Genomic DNA, 18,495 nt, shown 5'->3' on the forward strand with positions numbered 1-18,495 from the left:
GCAGACATCGCGCCTTGCCGACACGAGAACGGCGCCGGACGGGTCCGGCGCCGTGGTTCGCGAACGCAGGTGCGGCATGCGCCGCGCGGGTCAGCCCTCGAGCTCGGCGTCGAGCGACAGGGGCACGGCCGACAGCGCCTTGGACACCGGGCAGTTCTGCTTGGCGTCGTCGGCGATCTCGCGGAACTTCACCCCGTCGATCCCCGGCACACGGGCACGTGTCCTGAGCCGGATCGCGCTGAGCTGCGGCCCACCGTCCATCGACAGGTCGACATCGGCGCGCGTATCGATCGACTCGGGCGGAAAGCCCGCCTCGGTCAGCTTGGCCGACAGCGCCATCGTGAAGCAGCCCGCGTGCGCGGCGGCGATCAGCTCTTCGGGATTGGTGCCCTTTTCGTCGCCGAAGCGGCTGTTGAATCCGTAGCGGACGGTATCGAGCAGACCGCTCTGCGGCGTCGACAGCTCGCCACGACCGGATTTGAGATCACCGGCCCAGCGCGCCGTGGCGTGTCGTGAAATACCCATGTGGTTCTCCAGCAGGACAAGGGGGCCTGCAGCCTAGGGCGAGCGGTGTTACGCCGGTGTCGCACCGCCCTGATGCAGCGCATCCGTGGCTGGGTCACACTGCGGCGCATGCACCTCGCTCCTGCCGCTGCGGCGTTTTTCGCCGATACGTTGCTCGCCGTCCATGTCGGCATCGCGCTCTTCGTCGTCGTGATGACGCTCGCGGTGCCCGTGGGCGGGCCGCTGGGTTGGCGCTGGATCCGACGGCGCGGCCTGCGCTGGACGCACGCCGGGCTGGTCGCCGTCATCGCGGTGCAGGCCTGGCTGGGCCGTCTGTGTCCGCTGACGACCTGGGAGCAGCAGTTGCGCGCACAGGCCGGGCAGGCCACGTACGAGACGTCCTTCGTCGGCCACTGGTTGTCGGAATGGCTGTATCTCGATCTGCCGTGGTGGAGTTTCGTGCTCGCCTACACCCTGGTCGCGGCGGTCGTCGTGCTGGGCTGGTGGCGCTGGCCGCCGGCGTCCGATGCGCATACGCGCCGCGGATCCGCTCGCCGTTCGTCGTAGCGCGGAAAAAACCCCATATTTATTGCGGTTTCCTATTGGCGGGGGTGCCGGTATGCCCTACATTTCGCTGGCCGGCTCGCTCGGCCCGGAATACTCACTCCATATTTGACGAGGGAACCACAGACCCATGGCAACGAAGAAGGCCCCCACCAAGAAAGCCCCGGCCAAGAAGGCTGCGCCGAAGAAGGCCGCGGCCGCCAAGCCGGCTGCGCCGAAGCCGATCAAGGAAGCCCTGAGCAAGTCGGGCCTGGTCGCGCACATCGCCGAGTCCACCGGCCTTGCGGCCAAGGACGTGCGTTCGGTGTTCTCCGCGCTCGAAGGTGCCGTGCACGGTTCGATCAGCAAGAAAGGCGCGGGTTCGTTCACGCTGCCCGGCCTGCTGAAGATCACCTCGGTCAGCGTGCCGGCCAAGCCGAAGCGCAAGGGCATCAACCCCTTCACCAAGGAAGAGCAGTGGTTCGCCGCCAAGCCCGCGTCGGTGAAGGTCAAGGTGCGCCCGCTGAAGAAGCTCAAGGACGCCGCTGCCTGATCCAGGCGCGCCACGTGTTCTTCGGATCGGGACGGCCATCGCCGTCCCGATTTCGTTTGGACTCGCGGGAGACCCGGACACCACGCGCAGGGCGTGACCAGTACCTGCCGTGATGCACCGCGCACCGCCACGTGGACCCGGCGCGCACGCCGCCGCCGTGCACATCGGTTGAACGATTCGCACCGCATGCTCGGCGCCGCATTTTCCTCTCCGATGGATACCGACCGATGAGCTTCCAGGGTTTCCTCAATCATCTGCTCACCTCGCAGGCCGGCGGCAAGCCCGGCAGCAGCCTGCTCAACGCCGATTTCGGCAAGGGCGCGGCCACCGGCGGCGCGCTCGGCCTGCTGCTCGGCAAGAACAAGAAAACCCGCAAGCTCGCCACCTACGGCGGACTCGCGGCGATCAGCGTGATGGCCTACAAGGCCTATGGCGACTACCAGAAGCAGCAGGCCGGCGCGTCGGCGCCCGCGCCGCAGACCGTCGACCGCCTGCCGGCGCCCCAGGTCGACCTGCACAGCCAGGCGATCCTCAAGGCGCTGGTCGCCGCGGCCAAGGCCGACGGTCATATCGATGCCCGCGAACGCGAGCTCATCGAGGGCGAGTTCAAACGGATCGACGAGGGCGCCGATGTGCAGCGCTGGCTGCACGTCGAACTGGAAAAGCCGCTCGACCCGGCCGAAGTCGCCAGTGCCGCGAGCACGCCCGAAATCGCCTCGGAAATGTATCTGGCCAGCGTGCTGGTCGCCGACGAGACCAACTTCATGGAGCGCAGCTACCTCGACGAACTCGCGCGACAGCTCAAGCTCGCGCCCGAGCTCAAGAGCCGGCTCGAGCACGAAGTGAAGGCGGCCGGCGACACGCGCTGACGCCGACCGCCGTCTCGCCGCCCCACGGAACGGCCTGCCCTAGGCCGTTCCGCGTTCGGGACGGCGCCGTGCGGCCGCTGCATACCCGCGCTTCGCAGGCGATCTGCGAGGCTGGCGCCATGCATGCGTCCACGCCCACTCCGCCCGATCGCGACCCGCCCCCTGCAAACGCACCCGCACCGAAGCGCGCGCGTCGCGACTACACCGCCCAGGTCCGCAGCCTCCTGCGCTTCGCCGTCGTCGCAGGTCTGCTCGCGGCGGGCGGCCACTGGGCCTGGCATCAGCCCTTCATGGCGAAACCGCGCGCGATCGCAGCACTGACCGCGGCGCCGGCGCCAGACGCGCTGCAGATGCCGGTCGAAGGCGTGCGCGCCACGCGCGTGGCGGACACCTTCGGCGCGCCCCGCGGGGCGGACCGACGCCATGAAGGCGTCGACATCTTCGCGCCACGCGGCACGCCGGTGCTCGCGGCCACCGACGGCGTGGTGGTGGCGATCCGCGAGGGCGGGCTGGGCGGACGTCAGGTCTGGGTGATGGGCCCGGGACGCCAGCGGCACTACTACGCCCATCTCGACGACTGGGCCGAGTTGCTGTCGGTCGGCGATCTGGTGCGCGCCGGCGATCCACTGGGCACGGTCGGCGATACCGGCAATGCGCGGGGGACGCCGCCGCATCTGCATTACGGGGTCTACGCCGCCGACGGCGCGTTCGATCCGCTGCCTCTGCTGCGCGCCGGGGCCGACAGCGGCGACGCGTCGCGTTAGCATCCGCAACGGCCGCGCGTGCGGTGCCGGGGAAACGGACATGTCGCATCGGGCGTGGTGGCTGGTGATCGCACTGCTGATCCTGCTCGGCGTCGCGCTCGCGGTGCACGAGGCCACGCGTGACCCTGTCGGGATCCCGACACACGCGTCGGAGGCGTCCGGCGGCACGCCGGACACCGGGGCCGCCGCGGGCGCCGGCACGACGGAGGCGGAGGCCGCGCGTGCGCGGCACGAGGCCATCGCCGACGCCGTCCAGACCCTGCATGCCTATCTCGCCGTGCTGTTCAAGGACGATCGCAGTGAAGCCGACACGTACTGGCGGGACGGCCGCCCGGGCGCCGGCGACGACGCGCTGCGTGTTTTGACCGGCGTCACCGGCATCCGCGCCGACAACACGCGTCCGGAGCCGCTGGACGCCCTGCCGGTGCCGGCGGCGTTGGAGATCCCGGTGCGCCTGCGCGTCGGCGGCACCGGCCCGCTGCGTCATTTCAGCGGGCATTACCGCATGCAGCGCACGGCGGAGGGCTGGCGGATCACCTCGGCGTCGATCGAACCGTCACCGACGCCGCGTTAATCTGTCCGCGATTCGATTCATCACGGGGACCCGATGGACAAGCGCTTCTGGATCTGCGGCCTGACGATTTCGGCGACCGCGCTGGTCCTGGGATTCCTCGTCCACGGCGTCGCGTTGCGGGCCGACTATCTGGCGCTCGCCCATCTGTTCCGCCCGCGCGCGGAGGCGAACGCCAACGTCGGCTGGATCCTGCTGGCCTATGCCGCGCTCGGTCTCGGCATGACCTGGCTGTACCGCTGGCTTCCGCCTCCGGTGCGCCGCAAGCGCTGGCACGGCGCGCGCTTCGGCCTGGCGATCGCCCTGGTGTCGTTCCTGCCCTGGCACCTGCTGGCGTACGCGGGACAGCCGTTCCCGTTGGCGCTGGCGATCAAGCAGATCGCACTGGACGTGGTCGCGATGCTCCTTCTGGGTCTGCTGCTGGCGTGGCTGCAGCCGCACCGCGTGGCGCTGGCCGTCGCCCCTGAATGAAGCCCGCCGCCATCGCGGCTCAGACCGCGTTCACCGCGCCTGCGTAGGGTGCGCGTCACCCCTCAAGGAGACCTCCATGCGTCGCATCCTGCTCCTTCCGCTCGCTGCGTTGCTGCTGCTCACGGTGACCGCGTGCACGTCGCTCGGCGTGGTCTCGGCATGGCTCAACGACCAGGTCGCGTTCACCGCGCCGCAGCTGCAGCGTCAGCTCGACACGCGGTTCCCGCGCACGTTCGATCGGGTGGGCGGCGTGGTGTCGGTGACGCTGGACAATCCGCGCCTGTCGATTCCGACCGGCGATCGCCGCCTGCGGCTGGATTTCGATCTCGGAATCGGCGGAATGGCCGCGGACAGCCGGCCCGGTCACGTGTCGCTGGTCAGCGGCCTGCGCTTCGATCCCTCGACGCGCGGCCTGCATCTGGAGAACCCCGAGCTGCTGCAGTTCGACCTTCCCGGCTCCAATGCGCTGCTGCGCGGCGGTGCGCGGAGCGTGGTCAACAGTCTGCTCGCCGACTACGCACGCACCGAGCCGGTCTACCGGCTCGACGACGATCTGCTGGCGAAGCTGCCGGCCGGCACCCGGGTCGGCAATGTCGACATCGCCGGCGGCCGCGTGGTGGTGCACCTTGCGCGCTGATCGTCGCGCACTGCGCGCGTTCGCGGCTGCATGCGCACTGGCAGGCGCGCTCGCGGCCTGCGGCCGCGATGCCGATGCGCCGCGTGATGCCGACGGCCGCGCGGCCACGGCCGCATCCGGCCTGCCCCAGCCGCAGGCGGTCACCGGCGCCGTGACCGGCATGCCGGGCGAGCCGGGGCCGGGCGATGTGCCGCTGGGCGGCGAGTCCGCCGCACCCGCAGGCGTGGACCCTGCGCTCGCGCCGCTGGAAGACAATCCGGAAACCGGCCTTCTGGCGCCTGCGGGCGCCGCGTCGCCCGAGCTCGCCCCGGCCGTGCCCGAGCCCTCGCCGGAGGAAGCGGCCGCGGTCATCCGCACCTATTACGCCGCGATCAACGCACTCGACTACGCGCGTGCCTATGCGCTGTGGTCGGACGGCGGCCGCAGCAGCGGACAGTCGCCGGAGCAGTTCGCCGCAGGCTTCGCCGACACCTCGACGGTGATGGTCGACATCGGCACACCGGGCCAGGTCGACGCCGGCGCGGGGTCGCGCTTCATCGAGATTCCGGTGTCGGTGCGCGCCCAGCAGGCCGACGGCAGCTTCCGCCGCTACGAGGGCCGCTACGTGCTGCGCCGCGCCGTGGCCGACGGCGCCAGCCAGGCCCAGCGGGCATGGCGCATCGCATCGGCGGATCTGCGCGAGACGTCGGCGCCCTGACGCGGGCCGCCGCGCCCGCGCGTCAGCGCTTGGGCTGCAGCATCGTGCCGGTGCAGGTCTTCGCGCCGCAGCGGCAGCCCCAGAGCTTCTTGAGCTTGGGCGTGTGTCGCTCGGCCAGCGTGATGCCGTAGTTGTAGGTCAGTTCCTCGCCGGCGGCGATGTCGCGCACCGCCTCGATGTACACCTTGTCCTTGTGCCGGCGGTCCTTCGCGTCCTCTTCCACCACCGCTTCGCAATTCGGTTCGCAGCTGTGGTTGATCCAGCGCGCGACGTTGCCCTCGACATTGGCGTCGATGACGTACTCGTCGTTGAGCGTGAACAGGAAGGTGTGGCCATCCTCCTCGAGATCGCCGTAGGCGTTGTCCACATCGTCGTGGCTGCGCAGAAAGCCCTTGTAGCGGATGATCCGCTCCCCCTTGGCGATCGCCTCGGTGGCGAACACGCCATTGCCGTGGATGTTCGACAGACGGGCTTCGATCTTCTTCTTGGGTTTCGACTTCTTCGGCATCGTGCGCAGGGGCCCGTCGTGAGGTGTCCCGGCATTGTGGCCGTTCGCCCGAAGGCCTGCCAGCACTGCGGCGGGCGACATGCGTATGAACCGCGGGAGCAACGCGCGTTGAGACGCACGGCTTAAAAGCGTACAATTTTGGTCCCGTTTCAGAGGGCCTCATCGTGCTTCGCGTGACCAAGTTGACCGACTACGCCACCGTGGTCCTGACCGTGCTCGCTGCGCGGCCGGAGACGGTGACGAGTGCGGCCGAACTGGCGGAGCGGTCCGGGCTGGAGCCCACGACGGTGAGCAAGCTGCTCAAGCCCCTGGCACAGGCCGGCCTGGTCGAAGGATTCCGCGGCGCCAGCGGCGGTTACCGGCTGGCGCGCCCGGCCGAGATGATCAGCCTGGTGCAGATCGTCGAGGCGATGGAAGGCCCGCTCGCGATGACCGAGTGCAGCCTGCACGACGGCCAGTGCGGCATTTCCAGCCAGTGCGGCGTACGCACCAACTGGCGACGCATCAACGACGTGGTCGCCGACGCGCTGCGTGCGGTGAGTCTGGCCCAGATGCTGGGCGAGACGCCCGCGTCGCCTCCCCTTTCCTCCCCCGGCGGGACGAAGCGTATCGACGCCCGTCTCGCCCGCGCATAGACAGTAGGCAGCCCCATGGCCACCGAGATCATCGAAGCCCCCGAGACCAACCGGGAGATCCATGCACAGCTGGGCCGTCGCTACGAGGCCGGCTTCGTCACCGACATCGAATCCGACAGCTTCCCCGTCGGCCTCGACGAGGATGTCGTGCGCGCGTTGTCGGCGAAGAAGAACGAGCCGGACTGGATGACCGAGTGGCGTCTGGCCGCCTATCGCCACTGGCTGACGATGCCGGTGCCGCACTGGGCCAAGCTCGACATCGCGCCGATCGACTTCCAGGCCCTGAGCTACTACTCCGCGCCCAAGGGCCCGAAGTACGCCTCGCTCGACGAGGTGCCCAAGGAACTGCTCGACACCTACGACAAGCTCGGCGTGCCGCTGCACGAGCGCGCGCGGCTCGCCGGCGTGGCCGTCGACGCGGTGTTCGATTCGGTGTCGGTGGGCACCACGTTCAAGAAGGAACTCGCCGAGAAGGGGGTGATCTTCTGTTCGATGTCCGAAGCGATCGCCGAGCACCCCGATCTGGTGAAGCAGTACCTGGGCAGCGTGGTGCCGGTGGGTGACAACTATTTCGCCGCGCTCAACTCGGCCGTGTTTTCCGACGGCAGTTTCGTGTTCATTCCCAAGGGCGTGCGCTGCCCGATGGAGCTGAGCACCTACTTCCGCATCAATGCCGGCCACACCGGACAGTTCGAGCGCACCCTGATCATCTGCGAGGACAAGGGCTACGTGTCCTACCTGGAAGGCTGCACGGCGCCGATGCGCGACGAGAACCAGCTGCACGCGGCGGTGGTCGAACTGGTGGCGCTGGACGATGCCGAGATCAAGTATTCGACGGTGCAGAACTGGTATCCGGGCGACGAGGAAGGCCGCGGCGGCATCTACAACTTCGTCACCAAACGTGCGGAGTGCCGCGGCGACCGCAGCAAGGTGGTCTGGGCGCAGGTGGAGACCGGTTCGGCGATCACCTGGAAGTATCCGTCCTGCGTGCTGCTGGGCGACGATTCCTCCGGCGAGTTCCATTCCGTCGCACTGACCCATCATCGCCAGCAGGCCGACACCGGCACCAAGATGATCCACGTCGGCAAGCGCACCAAATCGAAGATCGTCAGCAAGGGCATCAGCGCCGGCCGCGGCCAGAACACCTACCGCGGCCTGGTCAAGGTGGGCGCCGGCGCCGAGGGCGCGCGCAACTACACCCAGTGCGATTCGCTGCTGATCGGCAAGCGCTGCGGGGCGCACACCTTCCCCTACATCGAGGTCAAGCACCCCGGCGCGACCGTCGAGCACGAAGCGACGACCTCGAAGATCAGCGACGACCAGCTGTTCTACTGCCGCGCCCGCGGCATCGACGAGGCCGACGCGGTCAGCCTGATCGTCGACGGCTTCTGCAAGGAGGTCTTCCGCGAACTGCCGATGGAATTCGCGGTCGAGGCCAAGAAGCTGCTCGACGTGTCGCTGGAAGGCAGCGTCGGCTGACGCTGCCTTCCAGCGACGTGATTCGTCATTGGTGATTGGTGATTCGAAATCCCCTCACCGCCCGAATCACGCGGGTTGCTGCGCTGACCAATCACGAATCAACAATCACGAATCACCAATCACGGTCCCCCATGCTCACTATCGACAACCTCCACGCCTCCATCAACGAGCGCGACATCCTCAAGGGCCTTTCGCTGCAGGTGAAGCCCGGCGAGGTGCACGCGATCATGGGGCCCAACGGCGCCGGCAAATCCACGCTCGGCAACATCCTCGCCGGCCGTGACGGCTACGAGGTGACGGCGGGCGGCGTGCAGTTCGATGGCCGGGATCTGCTGGCGCTCGAGCCCGAAGAGCGCGCCGCGGCAGGCGTGTTTCTCGCGTTCCAGTACCCGGTCGAGATTCCCGGGGTGAACAACACCTACTTCCTGCGCAGCGCACTCAACGCACAGCGCAAGGCGCGCGGCGAGACGGAACTCGATTCGATGCAGTTCCTCAAGCTGGTGCGCGAGAAGCTGGCCGTGCTGCATCTCGACGATCGCCTGCTGCACCGCGGCGTCAACGAAGGCTTTTCGGGCGGCGAAAAGAAGCGCAACGAGATCTTCCAGCTGGCCGTGCTCGAACCCAGGCTCGCGATCCTCGACGAGACCGATTCCGGCCTCGACATCGACGCCCTGAAGCACGTCGCGGACGGTGTCAACGCGCTGCGCTCGCCGGACCGCGCCTTCATCGTCATCACGCACTATCAGCGCCTGCTCGACTACATCAAGCCCGACGTCGTCCACGTGCTGGCCGATGGCCGCATCGTGCAGAGCGGCGGACCCGAACTCGCGCTCCAGCTCGAGGAAAAGGGCTACGCCTGGGTCAAGGACCGCGTGGCGCCGGAGGCGGCTGCCTGATGAGTGCCCTGCTCGATTCCCTGGCCGCCGGTTTCGACGGCGACGCGACACGCCGCGCGTCGCTGGACGCCGCGCTGGCCGCGGGCCTGCCCGGCGCACGCAGCGAATCCTGGAAGTACACTTCGCTGCGCGCACTGGAGCGTCGGAGCTTCGACGTGCCGTCCGCCGATGTCGAGGTCGATCCGGTGCTGGTGGCCGCGATTCCCGCGCCGCGCCTGGTGTTCGTCAACGGACGTCCGTCGGCGGCACTGTCCGACCCCGGCGCCGCCGTGCCCGGTCTGTCGATCGGTGCGTTCGCCGATTTCGACGCCGCACCCGAGATCGAGGACCGCGTCGACGCCGTGTTCGCACGCGTCAACCACGCGCTCGCGCACGACGGCGCGACGATCGTCGTTGCGCCGGATGCGCGGATCGACACGCCGGTGCAGCTGGTTTTCATCGGCGCACCCGCCGCGACCGACGTGGCCTGGCATCTGCGCCATCACGTGGCGCTCGGTGCGCGCGCCGCGCTGACCCTGGTGGAACATCACCTGGACGCCGGCGCGCACCGCCATCTCGACAACACGGTCGTCTCGCTCCGTGTCGCCGAGGGCGCCGAGCTGCGTCACGTGCGACTGCAGCACCGGGCCGACGGCGCCACCTGCATGCTGCGGACCGATGCCGCGCTGCAGGCGGCGTCGGTCTACACCCGCGTCGACGTCGAAGCCGGCGGCGCGCTCTCGCGCCACGAACTGGACGTGCGCCTGCTCGGCGACGCCGCACGCCTGACCGCCAACGGCGTGCTGCTGGCCAACGGCCGCGCCCATGTGGACACGCGCCTGGGCATCCGCCACGTCGCGAAGAACACCGCTTGCGAACTGACCTGGCGGGGCATCGGCGACGCGCGCGGCCGGGTGGTCTTCCACGGCGGCATCACGATCGATGCCGGCGCCGACGGCACGGATGCACGCCTGTCGAACAAGAATCTGCTGCTGTCGAACACCGCCGAAATCGACACCCAGCCGGTGCTGGTGATCCACGCCGACGAGGTGCAGGCCGCGCATGGCGCGACCGTCGGCCAGCTCGATCCCGGCGCGCTGTTCTACCTGCGCGCGCGCGGCCTGCCCGAGGCCGATGCCCAGCGGCTGCTGACCGCGGCGTTCGTGCGCGAGCCGCTGTCGACGATCGCCGAGCCGGCGCTGCGTGCGCACGCCGAAGCCGTGCTCGAGCGCGCGCTCGTAGGTCTTCCGGGCGCATGAGCAGCCGCCCGCTGCCACCGGTCACGCCGCCGTTCGACGGCCCGAGTACGCCGCAGGCGCAGGACGGCGGTGTCGACTGGACCGGCGTCCGCGCCGATTTCCCGCTGTTGCTGCGCGAGGTCCACGGCAAGCCGCTGATCTACTTCGACAACGCCAATACCGGCCAGAAGCCGGCATCGGTGATCGAGGCGATGGACGGTTTCTATCGGCGTCAGAACGCCAATGTCAGCCGCGCGGTGCACCAGCTCGGGACCGAGGCGACCGAGGCCTACGAGGGCACGCGCACGAAGTTGGCGCAGTTCCTCAACGTGCGCCGCGACGAACTCGTGCTGTGCAGCGGCACGACCTTCGCGCTCAATCTGGTCGCGTATTCGTGGGCACTGCCGCGGCTGAAGGCCGGCGACACGATCCTCGTCTCGCGCATGGAGCACCACGCCAATATCGTGCCGTGGCAGCTGATCGCCGAACGCACCGGCGCGACCGTGCGCGTGGCCGAGATTCTCGACGACGGCACGCTCGACCTCGATGCGCTGCGTCGCGCGATGACCTCCGACGTGAAACTGCTGGCGCTGGCGCATGTCTCCAACGTCCTGGGCACGGTGAATCCGGTGCGCGAGATCTGCCGCGAGGCGCGCAAGCGCGACATCGTCACCGTCATCGACGGCTCCCAGGCCGTGCCCCATCGCCGCGTCGACATCGCCGCACTCGGTTGCGATTTCTATGCGTTCACCGGGCACAAGATGTGCGGACCGACCGGCACCGGCGTGCTCTGGGCGCGCCGCGAGCACCTGCAGGCCATGCCGCCGTTCCTCGGTGGCGGCGAGATGATCAAGGAAGTCGGCTTCGACAAGACGGTCTACAACGACCCGCCGCACCGCTTCGAGGCCGGCACGCCGAACATCGCCGGCTTCGTCGGGCTCGGCGCCGCGGTGGACTACCTCGATCGGCTCGGCATGGCGCACGTCGAACACCGCGAGGCCGAGCTGCTGGCGCATCTCACCGAATCGCTGCAGGCGGTCGACGGCGTGCGCATCTTCGGCACCGCGCCGGACAAGGCGGCGGTGGTGTCGTTCCTCGTCGAGGGCGCGCACGCGCACGATCTCGCGACGCTGCTCGATCTCGAAGGCGTGGCGATCCGCTCCGGGCAGCACTGCGCGCATCCACTGCTGCAGTTCTACGGCGTGGCCGCCACGTGCCGCGCCTCGCCCGCGTTCTACAACACGCACGAGGAGATCGACGCCTTCGTCGCTGCCCTGCGCAAGGTGCGCGGCCTGCTCGGCTGACGCGTTGCGGCGACGCGATGCGTCGCCGCGCTCGAGTCCTTGCGAGCGCGCGCCGTCGGCGCGGCGGATCGGCACGCACCGCCGCGCCACACGCCTGCGCTGCCGGGCAGGATAATGCGGCGCCTCCCCTGCTCCCGGTTCGACCATGTCCGTCCATACCTTCCGCACGGCCACCACGTCCGACATCCCCGCACTCGTCACCCTGGTGACCTCGGCCTATCGCGGCGAATCCAGCCGCAGCGGCTGGACGACCGAAGCCGACCTGCTCGACGGCGCCCGGATCGATCCGGACGTGCTGCGAGCGGACATCGAGCGCGCCGACAGTCGCGTGGTCGTGATCGACGGCGCGCACGCGCCCCTGGCCTGTGCACATGTCGCGATCGAAGACGGCGCCGGCTATTTCGGCATGTTCGCGGTCGATCCGACGCAGCAGGGCCGCGGCACCGGCGATGCGCTGCTGGCCGAGTGCGAGCGCATCGCGCGCGACGAATGGCACCTGCCGGTCATGCGCATGACCGTGATCGACGTGCGTGAAGCGCTGATCGCGTTCTACCTGCGCCGCGGCTACCGTCGTACCGGCATTCTCAAACCCTTCCCCTACGGCGACACCCGGTTCGGCATCCCGCGGCGCGACGATCTGCGTTTCGAGGTGCTGGAAAAGACCTTCGGAGCTGCGGCATGAGCGAGACCTGGACCTTCGTCTGCGCCACCGGCGACCTGTTGCCGGGTGAGATGCGCACGACCTTCGACGAGATCACCAGCGTGCCGATCATCGTCTTCAACCTCGACGGCGAGCTCTATGCGCTCGAGGACCAGTGCAGCCACGAGGACTTCGGCCTGTCGAGCGGAGGCGCGTTCGATGCGGCCGACGGCACGGTGGAGTGCGTGCTGCACGGCGCGAAATTCGACGTGCGCAGTGGACGCGCCCTGTGCGCGCCCGCTTACGAACCGGTCGCGAAGTTCCCGGTGAAGGTGGAGCACGGCGGCGTCTGGTGCCGGGACGACCGCACCTGAGCCGCGCCGTCTCGAGGCCAAGCCGGAATGGTTCGCCTTTGCTTACGAGAACCATTCTCAGTTAAGATTCCGTCCGGAGTACAACTCTGACGGAGCGGTCGCTGTGCGGCAGGCGAAACGGAACAGCGCGGACAGCGGACTGGAACGCCGCGCGCACCGGCGTGCACAGCGCGTGCGTCCGGTCCGTGTGCCCGCAGCCGGGACGCCGCCGGCCTCGGTGTGTCCCTGTCCGGCGCCGGCGCCGAGGTCGATGACCGCGCGCCCGCGGTGGCGCGCCCAGCCCGCCCTGGCCGAACGCGAGGCCCGCCCCAGGGCCCGGCGTCTCCACCGCGCACGCCCGCCCGGTTTTGCCGGGGCAGGGCGCGCGCAGCGCCTGCCCGTCTGCCCGACGCCTGACGGGCGCCCATCCGATCCCCGTGTGACCGAAGGCCGCCGCCAGGCCCCTCACGACTGACCGCGAGACGTTCATGACCACCGCTCTTCCGCTCCGACGCTCCCTGCTGTCCACTGCCCTGCTCGGCCTGATCGCAGCGCCGGTGTGGGCCGCGCCCGACAGCGCCACCGGCCCGACGGATTTCGACACCATCGTCGTCACCGCCGCGGGCTTCGAGCAGAAGCTCACCGACGCGCCGGCCAGCATCTCCATCGTGACGCGCGAGGAACTGGAAACGCGTCCCTACACCACACTGATCGACGCCGTGCGCGATCTCGAGGGTGTCGACGTGGGCGAAACGTCGGACAAGACCGGGCAGCGCACGATCAGTCTCCGCGGCATGGGCGCGGACTACACGCTGGTGCTGATCGACGGCAAGCGGCAGAACAACCACGGCGACATCTATCCCAACAGCTTCGGCGGCAACCAGTTCAATCACATCCCGCCGCTGGACATGATCGAACGCATCGAGGTCATTCGCGGCCCGGCATCCACGCTCTACGGCGCGGACGCGCTCGGCGGCGTCATCAACATCATCACCCGCAAGGTCTCGGACCGCTGGCGGGGTTCGGTCACCGTCGGCCGCTCGTTCCAGGAGGACAGCGCCTTCGGTGACGACTCCACGCTCGACTTCGCGCTGAGCGGACCGCTGGTGCCCGACGTGCTGGGGCTGAGCCTGCGCGGCTCCCGCTACCAGCGCCGCGCTTCGGAGCCCGAGTACGAGGTGATCTTCGACCCGGCGGGTACCGCGCACGAGCGCGTGCTCGGCTTCGGCGGCGGTGGCAAGACCGTCGACAACACCAACCGGTCCGCCGGTATCCGCCTGAGCTGGACGCCGACGGATGCGCAGAGCGTCACGCTCGACTACGACACCTCGAAGCAGATCTACGACAACACGCCCTTCGTCAACAACCTCGGCACGCTGGCCTATCCGCTGGGCACGGTGGACGGCATCAACGGGATCTGGCGGGCGAATCCCCAGGTCGGCTACATCGCCAGCCAGAAATTCACCCGCGACCAGTGGTCCATCACCCATCAGGGCCAGTGGGCGTTCGGCAACAGCGAGGTGTCGCTGTCGCGCGTCGACAGCGCCAACCTCGGCCGGACGATGCCGTTCACGGTCGAGGAGCGACTGCTGCACCGCCAGGTATTCCAGGGCACCGGGGCCTACCGGGGCCTGAGCGTCGCCCAGCGCCGCGCGATCGCCGAATCCCTGTTCCTGCCGCGCCCCAGCCGGACGATGGAAAGCCGGCAGTCCACGCTGGACGCCAAGCTCGACATCCCGGTCGAGGACTTCGGCGGCAGGCACCACCTCGTGGTCGGCGGCCAGTTCATCGATGGTGAACTCGAAGACGGGGTCTTCGGCATGGAGAGCGGCGGCTTCGGCAACGGCACCGTGGAAACCCACCGGATGTGGTCGGTGTTCGCCGAGGACAACTGGACTCCGATCGACCCGCTCACCCTGACCTTCGGCATCCGGCATGACGAGCACAACCGGTTCGGCGGCCACGTGAGCCCGCGCGTGTATGCGGTCTACGACCTCGCGCCGAACTGGACGCTGAAAGGCGGCGTGAGCACGGGCTACAAGACGCCCAAGACCACCGACCTCTACGACGGCATCACCGGCTTCGGCGGCCAGGGGACCATCCCCTTCGTCGGCAATCCGGACCTTCAACCGGAAACCAGCGTCAACAGCGAAGTCGCGCTGTACTGGTCGGCGGCCGACGGTGGGCACAACTTCAACGTCACCGCGTTCCGCAACGACTTCAAGGACAAGATCGACAGCGGCGAGACCACGCTGAGTTGCGAGCAGACCGGCGGCGTGCGCCCCTGCGTGAACCTCGGCGACTTCGGCCTGCTGGGCTACGGCACCTACGCCCAGCGCATCAATATCGACGAGGCCCGCATCCGCGGGGTGGAAGTCGCCGGGCGCTACCGGATCGCCGCACCGCTCTCGCTCCGGGCCAATTACACCTACACCGACAGCGAACAGCGCACGGGGCCCAACGCCGGTCAACCGCTCGCCCAGTCCGCGCGACACATGGCCAATGCGACGCTCGACTGGACGCTCAGTGACGCGGTCAGCCTGCAGCTCACGAGCGAGTCGCGCTCGAAGCGGTTCCGCAACGCGGTCGACGCCGACGGCAACCTGCTGTTCTACAAGAGTTACAACGTCCTCCATCTCGGCGGGCAGTACCGCGTCAACGAGCACGTCGCGATCAACGCGCGCATCAACAACCTGCTGGATGAAGACTTCACCAGCTTCCGCACCAGCTTCACCGCCAATCCCGACGGCAGTTTCACCCCGGTCTATACCGACGATTACAACAACAAGGACAAGTCGCGCAGTTACTGGCTCTCGTTGAACGTGTCGTTCTGACCGCTTCCGCCGCCGGCGCTCACGTCAGGCGGCGGGCTCCAGCCTGACCAGGAAGAGCTCGCCGCCACCTTCGAGTGCATGACGTGCACGAGCATCGGCCGCACCCAGGCACGCGGTGTCGCCGGCGGCCAGGAACGTGCGCGTGTCGCCATCGCCCAGATGCGCGTGGCCGGCGAGTACGTGCACCAGCCAGCGGCTGCCGGGGTCGACGAAGACCACCATCGTCCCCACGAGCGGACGATGCCAGGTCGAGGCCTGGATGCGGTCACGTCGCCACATCAGATTGAGCACTTCCACGCGGCCATCGACCAGCGTCGCCGAGGCCGCGTATCCGCCGTCGAAACGCAGGCGACCGGACGGCGGCGACAGCGTGTGCGCCTCGGCCGGCTCGATCTGCAGGCGCACGCCTTCACCGCGCAGCAGCAGGCACTCGCGCTCGATCCCTGGAAACGAGGAGAACGGACCGTCCGATTCGATGTCGGCGATCGAGAGCCGCCAGTCCCAGGCCGAGGCCGTGTCAGCCCCATCTCCGGCCGCCCCGGACGGTGGCCACGACAGGATTTCGCGGGTCCATCCCGCACCGTTGCGCCAGCGGACGCGCCGGGCCGATTGGGCGGGACAGAGGACGACAGGCGCTGCGGACATGGCGCGAGTCTAGCGTCCGGGGTGATGAAGCGCCGTCGCCCGCCGTTGCCACGGCGGCTGCCACAGCTCGAGCGGTAACGCCGTCCTTGCTCCAGCCCGGCTGACAGGCGAGACGTGACCCCCGGAACGAGGTCGCCCACCCGCGCGTCCATGGCGGGTGGGCAACGAGTACATCCATGTAGTCGGCGTCCTGCCGGATCCGGGGAGCATCCTGCTCCTCGACTGACGCCGGCACCTCCTGTGCCGACGACAAGCGAGCGATGGATCAGTCCTGCCTCAACGCTGCGGCGCGGTCCTGGCTGCGGCCGGGCTCGCGGGCGCACGGTTGGCCGCCGGGCGCTGGGCCGTCGCCGCGGTCCGCGGTGCACCGATCTCGATGCGGTCGCGGTTGACCTCGACGGTGCGCAGGCCGATCCCCTTCACCGTGGCGAGCTGTTCGATGCTGCGAAACGGTCCGTTTTCCGTGCGGTGCGCGACGATGGCCTCGGCCTTGGCCTGGCCCACGTTGTGCAGCACGCGGGCCAGCGTGGCCGCATCGGCGGTGTTGACGTTGACTTTTTCGCCACCGTCGGCAGCGAAGGCGGATCCTGCGAGCAGCAGGGACAGGCAGAGCGACACGACGTACGCGGTGAGCGATTTCATGACCTGAGTTCCTTGGTGTTGGGTGGGAGTCCTTTCCCCGACTGGCGAACACTCGTCCGTGCCGGTAATGCCAGTCTTCCCAACGCCATGAACGCAGCCTATCCGTCCGCGCGCCGAACCGGAGCCGGACAAGCCCCTACCCCTTTGTAGGAATTTGCCTACATCGGCTGCGCGCTAGAATGGTGCGTTCACCGTCGTGGAGCATGTTATGGATACCGGTCGCATCGAACAGTTCGTGGCTCGCCAGTGGGACGACCAGATCGTGCCCCAGCTGATCGAGTACATCCGGATCCCGAACAAATCGCCGATGTTCGATGCCGATTGGGTGGCGAACGGCTACATGGAGCAGGCCGTCGATCTGATGACCGGCTGGGTCCGTGCGCAGAACATGGCCGGACTGCAGCTCGAAGTGGTCCGGCTGGAAGGACGGACGCCGTTGATCTTCATCGAGATCCCGGCTGCGAACGGCGGCAGCAACGACGACTGTGTCCTGCTGTACGGCCATCTCGACAAGCAGCCCGAGATGACCGGATGGGACGATGACCTCGGCCCATGGACCCCGGTACTGCGCGACGGCAAGCTGTACGGCCGCGGCGGTGCCGACGACGGGTATGCCATCTATGGCTCGCTGACCGCGATCCGGGCGCTGCACGAGCAGGGCCTGCCGCATGCACGCTGCGTGGTGTTGATCGAGGCCTGCGAGGAGTCCGGCAGCTACGACCTGCCCGCCTACGTCGATCACCTGGCCTCGCGCATCGGCGAGCCGTCGCTCGTGGTCTGTCTCGACTCGGGCTGTGGCAATTACGAGCAGCTCTGGTGCACCACGTCGCTGCGCGGCCTGGCCGGCGGCAATCTGACGGTGAAGGTGCTCGACGAGGGCGTGCACTCGGGCGACGCGTCGGGTGTGGTGCCGTCGAGCTTCCGCCTGCTGCGCCAGCTGCTGTCGCGCATCGAGGACGAGACCACGGGGCGCATTCTCGTCGAGGGTCTGCATGCGGAGATTCCGGCCGAGCGCCTCGACCAGGCGCGCCGCGCCGCCGAGGTGCTCGACACCGCGATCTACGACAAGTTCCCGATGACCGGCGCGCTCCGGCCGATGTTCCCGAAGGACGCGCAGGGTGCGGAGTCGACCGACCTCTCCGAACTCGTCCTCAACCGCACTTGGCGTCCTGCGCTGTCGATCACGGGCATGGACGGCATTCCGTCGCTGTCCTCGGCCGGCAACGTGTTGCGCCCGCACACCGCGGTGAAGCTGTCGCTGCGCCTGCCCCCCACTGTGGACGGCAAGCAGGCCGGCGCACTGCTCGAAGAGGTGCTGCTGGCGGACCCGCCCAACGGCGCGACGGTGTCGCTGGTGCTCGAAAAGGCGGCGACCGGCTGGAACGCGCCGGCGATGTCGACCTGGCTGTCCGACGCCATCGAGAGCGCCAGCCAGGCCTTTTACGGCAAGCCGGCGATGTACATGGGCGAGGGCGGCTCGATCCCGTTCATGGGCATGCTCGGCGAGAAATTCCCCGGCGCGCAGTTCATGATCACCGGCGTCCTCGGCCCGCATTCCAACGCGCACGGGCCCAACGAGTTCCTGCACATCGACATGGGCAAACGCGTGACCAGCTGCGTCGCGCACGTGCTGGTTCAGCATCACCACGCCGGCACGCGCGGCGAGACCACCGGCTCGGCCGTGGTCGCCGACAGCGGCACGCGGCACGGGGCCCACGGTTGCTGCTGAACGA

Annotated in this window: 21 protein-coding genes; 17 read left to right on the forward strand and 4 right to left on the reverse strand. The window is 68.8% G+C overall.

Annotated features, from left to right (window positions below; all coding sequences use genetic code 11):
* Positions 1-90 precede the first annotated feature (90 nt).
* Positions 91-525, reverse strand: coding sequence for an OsmC family protein (locus tag PQS31_RS03770; RefSeq protein WP_272761334.1), 435 nt, complete (start codon positions 523-525; stop codon positions 91-93).
* A gap of 72 nt (positions 526-597) precedes the next feature.
* On the opposite strand from PQS31_RS03770, the gene PQS31_RS03775 reads away from it, so the two are divergent.
* The 8 genes from PQS31_RS03775 (at position 598) to PQS31_RS03810 (ending at position 5,609) form a co-directional block, all read left to right on the forward strand.
* Positions 598-1,071 carry a DUF2784 domain-containing protein gene (locus tag PQS31_RS03775; protein ID WP_272761335.1) on the forward strand — a complete coding sequence of 158 codons (474 nt, stop codon included), beginning with the start codon at positions 598-600 and terminating at the stop codon, positions 1,069-1,071.
* 127 nt (positions 1,072-1,198) lie between these two features.
* The gene (locus tag PQS31_RS03780) at positions 1,199-1,600 is read left to right on the forward strand and encodes an HU family DNA-binding protein (protein WP_096208060.1); all 402 of its coding nucleotides are present in this window, start codon (positions 1,199-1,201) and stop codon (positions 1,598-1,600) included.
* Between the two features lie 227 nt (positions 1,601-1,827).
* Positions 1,828-2,469 carry a tellurite resistance TerB family protein gene (locus PQS31_RS03785; protein WP_272761336.1) on the forward strand — a complete coding sequence of 214 codons (642 nt, stop codon included), beginning with the start codon at positions 1,828-1,830 and terminating at the stop codon, positions 2,467-2,469.
* A 119-nt stretch (positions 2,470-2,588) separates the two neighbouring features.
* Positions 2,589-3,233, forward strand: a complete 645-nt coding sequence (locus PQS31_RS03790) for a M23 family metallopeptidase (RefSeq protein WP_336314320.1) — start codon at positions 2,589-2,591, stop codon at positions 3,231-3,233.
* A gap of 40 nt (positions 3,234-3,273) precedes the next feature.
* Complete coding sequence (locus PQS31_RS03795; RefSeq protein ID WP_272761337.1) at positions 3,274-3,807, forward strand: hypothetical protein; 534 nt, start codon at positions 3,274-3,276, stop codon at positions 3,805-3,807.
* 33 nt (positions 3,808-3,840) lie between these two features.
* A complete protein-coding gene (locus PQS31_RS03800; protein ID WP_272761338.1) occupies positions 3,841-4,275 on the forward strand; it encodes a hypothetical protein in 435 nt (144 codons plus the stop codon).
* 76 nt (positions 4,276-4,351) lie between these two features.
* Complete coding sequence (locus PQS31_RS03805; RefSeq protein WP_272761339.1) at positions 4,352-4,912, forward strand: hypothetical protein; 561 nt, start codon at positions 4,352-4,354, stop codon at positions 4,910-4,912.
* Positions 4,902-5,609, forward strand: a complete 708-nt coding sequence (locus PQS31_RS03810; protein ID WP_272761340.1) for a hypothetical protein — start codon at positions 4,902-4,904, stop codon at positions 5,607-5,609. The genes PQS31_RS03805 and PQS31_RS03810 overlap by 11 nt, the downstream gene beginning before the upstream one ends.
* Positions 5,610-5,631: 22 nt before the next feature.
* Here PQS31_RS03810 and PQS31_RS03815 read toward each other — a convergent pair whose 3' ends face one another.
* Entirely contained in the window at positions 5,632-6,117 is a 486-nt protein-coding gene (locus PQS31_RS03815) for an SET domain-containing protein-lysine N-methyltransferase (RefSeq protein WP_272761451.1), read from the reverse strand.
* A 164-nt stretch (positions 6,118-6,281) separates the two neighbouring features.
* On the opposite strand from PQS31_RS03815, the gene PQS31_RS03820 reads away from it, so the two are divergent.
* The 8 genes from PQS31_RS03820 (at position 6,282) to PQS31_RS03855 (ending at position 15,475) form a co-directional block, all read left to right on the forward strand.
* Positions 6,282-6,752, forward strand: coding sequence for an SUF system Fe-S cluster assembly regulator (locus PQS31_RS03820; RefSeq protein WP_272761341.1), 471 nt, complete (start codon positions 6,282-6,284; stop codon positions 6,750-6,752).
* Positions 6,753-6,767: 15 nt separating this feature from the next.
* Positions 6,768-8,231, forward strand: coding sequence for a Fe-S cluster assembly protein SufB (gene sufB, locus PQS31_RS03825; protein ID WP_272761342.1), 1,464 nt, complete (start codon positions 6,768-6,770; stop codon positions 8,229-8,231).
* A 131-nt stretch (positions 8,232-8,362) separates the two neighbouring features.
* Positions 8,363-9,127 carry a Fe-S cluster assembly ATPase SufC gene (gene sufC, locus PQS31_RS03830; protein WP_272761343.1) on the forward strand — a complete coding sequence of 255 codons (765 nt, stop codon included), beginning with the start codon at positions 8,363-8,365 and terminating at the stop codon, positions 9,125-9,127.
* Positions 9,127-10,365 carry a Fe-S cluster assembly protein SufD gene (sufD, locus tag PQS31_RS03835; RefSeq protein ID WP_272761344.1) on the forward strand — a complete coding sequence of 413 codons (1,239 nt, stop codon included), beginning with the start codon at positions 9,127-9,129 and terminating at the stop codon, positions 10,363-10,365. Before sufC ends, sufD begins: the two co-directional genes overlap by 1 nt.
* A complete protein-coding gene (locus PQS31_RS03840; protein ID WP_272761345.1) occupies positions 10,362-11,648 on the forward strand; it encodes a cysteine desulfurase in 1,287 nt (428 codons plus the stop codon). The genes sufD and PQS31_RS03840 overlap by 4 nt, the downstream gene beginning before the upstream one ends.
* 145 nt (positions 11,649-11,793) lie before the next feature.
* Entirely contained in the window at positions 11,794-12,330 is a 537-nt protein-coding gene (locus tag PQS31_RS03845) for a GNAT family N-acetyltransferase (protein ID WP_272761346.1), read from the forward strand.
* Entirely contained in the window at positions 12,327-12,662 is a 336-nt protein-coding gene (locus tag PQS31_RS03850; RefSeq protein ID WP_272761347.1) for a non-heme iron oxygenase ferredoxin subunit, read from the forward strand. The genes PQS31_RS03845 and PQS31_RS03850 overlap by 4 nt, the downstream gene beginning before the upstream one ends.
* A gap of 467 nt (positions 12,663-13,129) precedes the next feature.
* The gene (locus PQS31_RS03855; RefSeq protein ID WP_272761348.1) at positions 13,130-15,475 is read left to right on the forward strand and encodes a TonB-dependent receptor; all 2,346 of its coding nucleotides are present in this window, start codon (positions 13,130-13,132) and stop codon (positions 15,473-15,475) included.
* Between the two features lie 24 nt (positions 15,476-15,499).
* On the opposite strand, the gene PQS31_RS03860 is transcribed toward PQS31_RS03855, so the two are convergent.
* Both PQS31_RS03860 and PQS31_RS03865 read right to left on the reverse strand, forming a co-directional pair.
* Positions 15,500-16,120, reverse strand: coding sequence for a HutD family protein (locus tag PQS31_RS03860; protein ID WP_272761349.1), 621 nt, complete (start codon positions 16,118-16,120; stop codon positions 15,500-15,502).
* A 276-nt stretch (positions 16,121-16,396) separates the two neighbouring features.
* Positions 16,397-16,762 (reverse strand): ComEA family DNA-binding protein, encoded by a 366-nt coding sequence (locus PQS31_RS03865; RefSeq protein ID WP_272761350.1) that lies wholly within the window; start codon positions 16,760-16,762, stop codon positions 16,397-16,399.
* Positions 16,763-16,970: 208 nt separating this feature from the next.
* Between PQS31_RS03865 and PQS31_RS03870 the strand changes: the two genes are divergently transcribed.
* The gene (locus PQS31_RS03870; protein WP_272761351.1) at positions 16,971-18,491 is read left to right on the forward strand and encodes a M20 family metallopeptidase; all 1,521 of its coding nucleotides are present in this window, start codon (positions 16,971-16,973) and stop codon (positions 18,489-18,491) included.
* Positions 18,492-18,495: the final 4 nt, after the last annotated feature.

The sequence above is a fragment of the Luteimonas sp. BLCC-B24 genome, from assembly GCF_028550595.1.
Lineage (GTDB): Bacteria > Pseudomonadota > Gammaproteobacteria > Xanthomonadales > Xanthomonadaceae > Luteimonas.